The organism is Erwinia persicina (assembly GCF_014838825.1).
GTDB lineage: Bacteria > Pseudomonadota > Gammaproteobacteria > Enterobacterales > Enterobacteriaceae > Erwinia > Erwinia persicina_A.
The window spans coordinates 1-4,299 of the sequence record NZ_JACYMO010000022.1; the positions used below are offsets into that span (position 1 = coordinate 1).

Below are 4,299 nucleotides of genomic sequence, written 5' to 3' on the forward strand. Positions count from 1 at the left end.
CGTTTCTTCATGGGGATGTCCTCATGTGGCTTATGAAGACATTACTAACATCGGGGTGTACTAATCAACGGGGAGCAGGTCATATCAACATAGTTATGCTTGCTAATTATGTGAGAGAAGGCTCTGAGTGCCATCAGCTATAATAGATATTGTTGCTTTTGGGTAGAAATCTATCTGTAGATGGAAGAATATAGCTCAGCTTTGCAAAGTTAATTATAATTATTATGTATGCCTATGGTTTAATTTAAAATTAAATAATTATTTAAAGTGATAATTATTTAATTTTTATTTAAAGTTAAATGGATTAAATTGCAATGTCATGGGAGGTGTGCTTATTATTGAATTTTATTTTGGTGTGAGGCTTTTGGTTGTTTTGGTTAGTATCGCCACAAAAAATATCGTTGTTAATGATATTTATCAGCCGATATCAGGGCTATCCGTTGATATTATTTTTCAGGCCATTTGCTATGGCGTTACTGTTGACGCCAGACGCTCCCTCCAGCCCGGAATTTCATCACCACTTATGGTCTTCATTCGGGATAAAAGAGATCCCCGTTTGTCCCATGTATTTCAAGGTGTGAGGAAAAACGAAACATTATACCAACATCAATCAATTGACGATGTGAGAGATATGCCTGAGGCGGCGATGTTCATGCACCGATTTCAACTGCCGGGAGGGGATTACACTGTTGCTGAGCCACTTACCTAACGCGAAAGTGAAGTTCTGCGGTATTTGAGACAGGGAAGGTCTCCAATAGACACTGATCGAGTGATGAAGTTTCGTATAAATAACAGTGTGTTAGTATGAAGATTCAGCGATGCGTAAGTTGAATTTTAAACGTAATCATGAATTGTTCCATTGGATGTTACAGTGTGGTTTGACCCTTTCTGCAAGGGAAATATAAAAAATGAGTGATCCCACTAGATGAGTCACTGTGACTTTATTGTTTGGTAGCATGTCACTCTGTGGTTGTCAGACACAAAAAATCGATAACAAAAACTATCCTCGCTGCGGGGATTAAAGATGAAAAGACACAGGGCGATGCCGGTGATCTGAAACAGTTGTCTGGCATGATCCCCGAGACGATAGATGTCACCAGGCTTCAACAGCCCCGGTTACGAGAAGATTATGCTGCATGGATCTCTTTAGGGGAGGAAGTCTTGCAAATGCAGCAGGAACGATGCCAATGGGGTGTTAATGCAGACACAGAGCTGATCCTGATGGGTATTATGGACGACTTTGCCGCTAAGCGAGAGTTGACGGATGATGAACTTAATAAGGCATTGGCCGCTGCTTAAAAAAGAATTACGACTGCGAGAGAAAAAACTATCGCCTCACAAAATAAAAGTGGAACCACTTACCTTCACGAATTTAAAAAAGATAAACATTTAAGCCAGGCACCTTATGGGTTTTGGTAGCGCATAGACTATGCAGGTGATGCTAAGCTCTCCGCAAAAGCGGCCGTCGATGTCACTGTTAAGAAAACTCTGGTCGATGGTACTGTCATACAGGACATGGGAGCCAGTGGTGCAACCTTGTGTCAGCCCATTGAGCAGTTTCCACCTCTGTTTAGAGAGGCAATTAAACTTCTGAAAAATCACGGTACGATAACGTTCGTTGTACCCCCAAAACTTGCATAGGGTGACATGGGATATCCTCCAAAGAACCCCCCCAATGCAACTAGGGTTTATACCCTGCGTATTGCTGAAATGTACCCTTAAATGAGTCAACTCCTTGCTGTAAAAAAATCGCTTACAACAGCGTAAGCGATTTAATTAAATACATGGTTATTAATTTTCTTCTCGAGCACAGACAAAAAAAGGATTGGAAAGTCCCTGAAATAATTCGCCATTACTTTTGACGCTTGTCATTTTAGTATAAAATGTAGTACCTATCGCCCTCGGTAGGATGTACCGCTGCCATAATTCCTCTGGCACTGTATCATTATTGTCGATTTCCTCACGTGTAATGGTCGTTTTATTCAAACTGCTTAACTCTGCCTGTTTTGTTATAATAAATGTCGCTCTGCTAACAAGATACTCTTGATCACCCACTTTAAGTGAACCAGTAAAAAATAATGTCCCTCCATTATGTAACGTGAAGATGATATTGGTGTTTGTATTTAAATATACTTTTATACCATCTTGTTCTATATGTGAGATCAACTGCGTATCACATCGAAAATTGTGATTTATTTTATAGTGATAGTAAAAAAAACCGCATAGAAAAAAAATAACGAAAATTAAAGTGATTATTTTTTTCATTTTAACCTACTTAACGATTCTGTAATTCGTACAGTTTTGATATTTTTTAGAGTCATCATACCTACACACAGCCATAAATCTTACCTTAAAGAGATTATTCATAGGTCTTGCATCTGTATAGTAAATATCAGCAGCACTATGTATGCAGTCTATCCCTTCACTTTTCATCATACTTTTAGCATTAGCAACTAAGTCGGTTGGTGGCTTTGCGTTGCTTAAGCCATAGATATTACACATGCCTATAGTGGTTATAAGATGAGTGTTTTCATTTTTTTTAAAAGTAAAGAAAACAACCCCCGATAGCATTATCAAAAAAACAGAAGCAGAAATAATAATATTTTTTTTGTGTTTTTTTGCTTTAATAAAAAGTTTTTTTAACCTGACTCTCAAACGTTTGTACGTCAAGATAGGTGGAGTCGGCACTCCAGACTTTATGACATCCTCTACTTGCTTTGAGATACCCTCTTCATTTTTTATGATCGGGAGAATATCTGCCTCCATTTTGAAGCCAGTTCTTGGTACAGTGATAATTATTTTTTTATTGATACCCAGGTTTTCAAATGCTTTTCTTAACTCGCTTATATGATTGCTTAGACTGGCCGATGATGGAGTGAATCCATAATCTATCCATACAGTTCTGATAATATCCTCTCGAATAAGAGTGGTGTTGTTATTGTTAATTAACTCGCATAGTAACCTGGTTGCCGGTTTCGATAGCTCAATAGATAGGTGTTTGTCATTCTTTAACGTTAATGTTCTGGTGTTAACATCAAAAACTAAAGTTAGATTTATTATGTATTTCATAATGATATGTTACCGTTGTATTTTTTTATCAGCAGTAGTCTTGTTGCGGTGCAGGATGGTGAATTTAGATGATAAGCATCTAATTAGTCAATCTCTTGGTGATATTATTTCATTAATAAAAAATTATTTTTTTTTAATAAAAAATAATTTTTTATTAATATAGTTATGAGTGCTTGTTGTGACTGTTGTGGAGTGTTTTTTTGGTTTTTTATTTTTAATTTGTTTTAATGCCCAGAATAAAATATCGACTATTTAAGTTAAGCAACATTAAATATCTAAAGTCTGTTTTTGGGCCTAAGCTTTGTCTCGTCACGGAATGCATAACGCTGTGCCGATAGTAATATATAGCCAGCCATCGAGTTTTCTCGTTAATGCATTCAATGACCTAACTTAGGATGAAAAATTTTTATTAAGGATAAGTATCAAATGAAACTGAACAAAATCATGCTGGCTGCGGTAATGACTCTGGGTACGATTTCTATGGCTAACGCGGCTAACCAGGGTATGGGTACCGTAACATTTAAAGGTTCTATCATTGATGCACCATGCTCTATTGAACCAGAAAGCCTGGATCAAACCGTAAAACTGGGCGATATCGCTTCTGCACAGCTGAAAAACGGCGGCAAGTCTACGCCGCAGGATTTTCTGATCAAGCTGGTTGGCTGTGATGTAGCTACTGCTAAAGATTTGACCACGACCTTCACCGGTGCCGAGTCTGAAGCCGCTCCTGGTTTATTAGCAATGAAGGGTTCTGCACGTGGTGCCAGCATCGCCATCAACGACGTCGACGGTAAACTGCTGCCGCTGACCAAAGCCAGCAAAGCAATAAAAATTGAAAACGGCCAGACTACCCTGCGCTTCAGCGCCCACCTGCAGGGCGACGGTGCTTCTGCTGCCATCACCCCGGGGGAATTCAACTCTGTTGCTGACTTTACCCTGGCGTACCAGTAAGCCCACGGCGATTAATTCGCACAGTTAATTGCATGCGGGGCAACCCGCATGCTGTTTATTAACTTGTTATGTGGGGCACGGATATGCATTCACAGTATGGCAAAAGGACATTGCGCAGTGCGGTGTTAGTTAATCTGTTGCTGTGTTCCTCTTTGGCCCACTCTGCCAATCAGGGAAGAGGTGAGGTTACGGTGAACGGCAGGATTATCGCCTCCGCCTGCGCCATTGATACCGAAAGCCTTGATCAAACCATTACCATGGCGACATTACCCGTCAGCC

6 protein-coding genes are annotated in these 4,299 nt (G+C 39.5%); 4 read left to right on the top strand and 2 right to left on the bottom strand.

Going from position 1 to position 4,299, the window contains the following annotated elements; genetic code table 11:
- The first annotated feature begins 328 nt into the window (after positions 1 to 328).
- Positions 329 to 709 (top strand): hypothetical protein, encoded by a 381-nt coding sequence (locus IFU29_RS22045; RefSeq protein WP_191935749.1) that lies wholly within the window; start codon positions 329 to 331, stop codon positions 707 to 709.
- A 257-nt stretch (positions 710 to 966) separates the two neighbouring features.
- Positions 967 to 1,299, top strand: coding sequence for a hypothetical protein (locus IFU29_RS22050; RefSeq protein ID WP_191935750.1), 333 nt, complete (start codon positions 967 to 969; stop codon positions 1,297 to 1,299).
- 492 nt (positions 1,300 to 1,791) lie between these two features.
- Here the strand turns inward: IFU29_RS22050 and IFU29_RS22055 are convergent, their stop codons facing one another.
- Positions 1,792 to 2,265, bottom strand: a complete 474-nt coding sequence (locus tag IFU29_RS22055) for a hypothetical protein (RefSeq protein WP_191935751.1) — start codon at positions 2,263 to 2,265, stop codon at positions 1,792 to 1,794.
- Between the two features lie 6 nt (positions 2,266 to 2,271).
- Positions 2,272 to 3,069, bottom strand: coding sequence for a winged helix-turn-helix domain-containing protein (locus IFU29_RS22060; protein WP_191935752.1), 798 nt, complete (start codon positions 3,067 to 3,069; stop codon positions 2,272 to 2,274).
- A gap of 426 nt (positions 3,070 to 3,495) precedes the next feature.
- On the opposite strand from IFU29_RS22060, the gene IFU29_RS22065 reads away from it, so the two are divergent.
- The gene (locus IFU29_RS22065; RefSeq protein ID WP_191935753.1) at positions 3,496 to 4,020 is read left to right on the top strand and encodes a fimbrial protein; all 525 of its coding nucleotides are present in this window, start codon (positions 3,496 to 3,498) and stop codon (positions 4,018 to 4,020) included.
- 83 nt (positions 4,021 to 4,103) lie between these two features.
- Positions 4,104 to 4,299 (top strand): fimbrial protein (locus IFU29_RS22405; protein ID WP_206757319.1); only part of this gene is annotated, 196 nt, incomplete at its 3' end.

What these genes read in the sequence shown, in the direction of transcription:
- IFU29_RS22065 (WP_191935753.1), top strand. Translation starts at nt 3,496, where the DNA reads ATGAAACTGAACAAAATCATGCTGGCTGCGGTAATGACTCTGGGTACG.
- IFU29_RS22055 (WP_191935751.1), bottom strand. Translation starts at nt 2,265, where the DNA reads ATGAAAAAAATAATCACTTTAATTTTCGTTATTTTTTTTCTATGCGGT.
- IFU29_RS22060 (WP_191935752.1), bottom strand. Translation starts at nt 3,069, where the DNA reads ATGAAATACATAATAAATCTAACTTTAGTTTTTGATGTTAACACCAGA.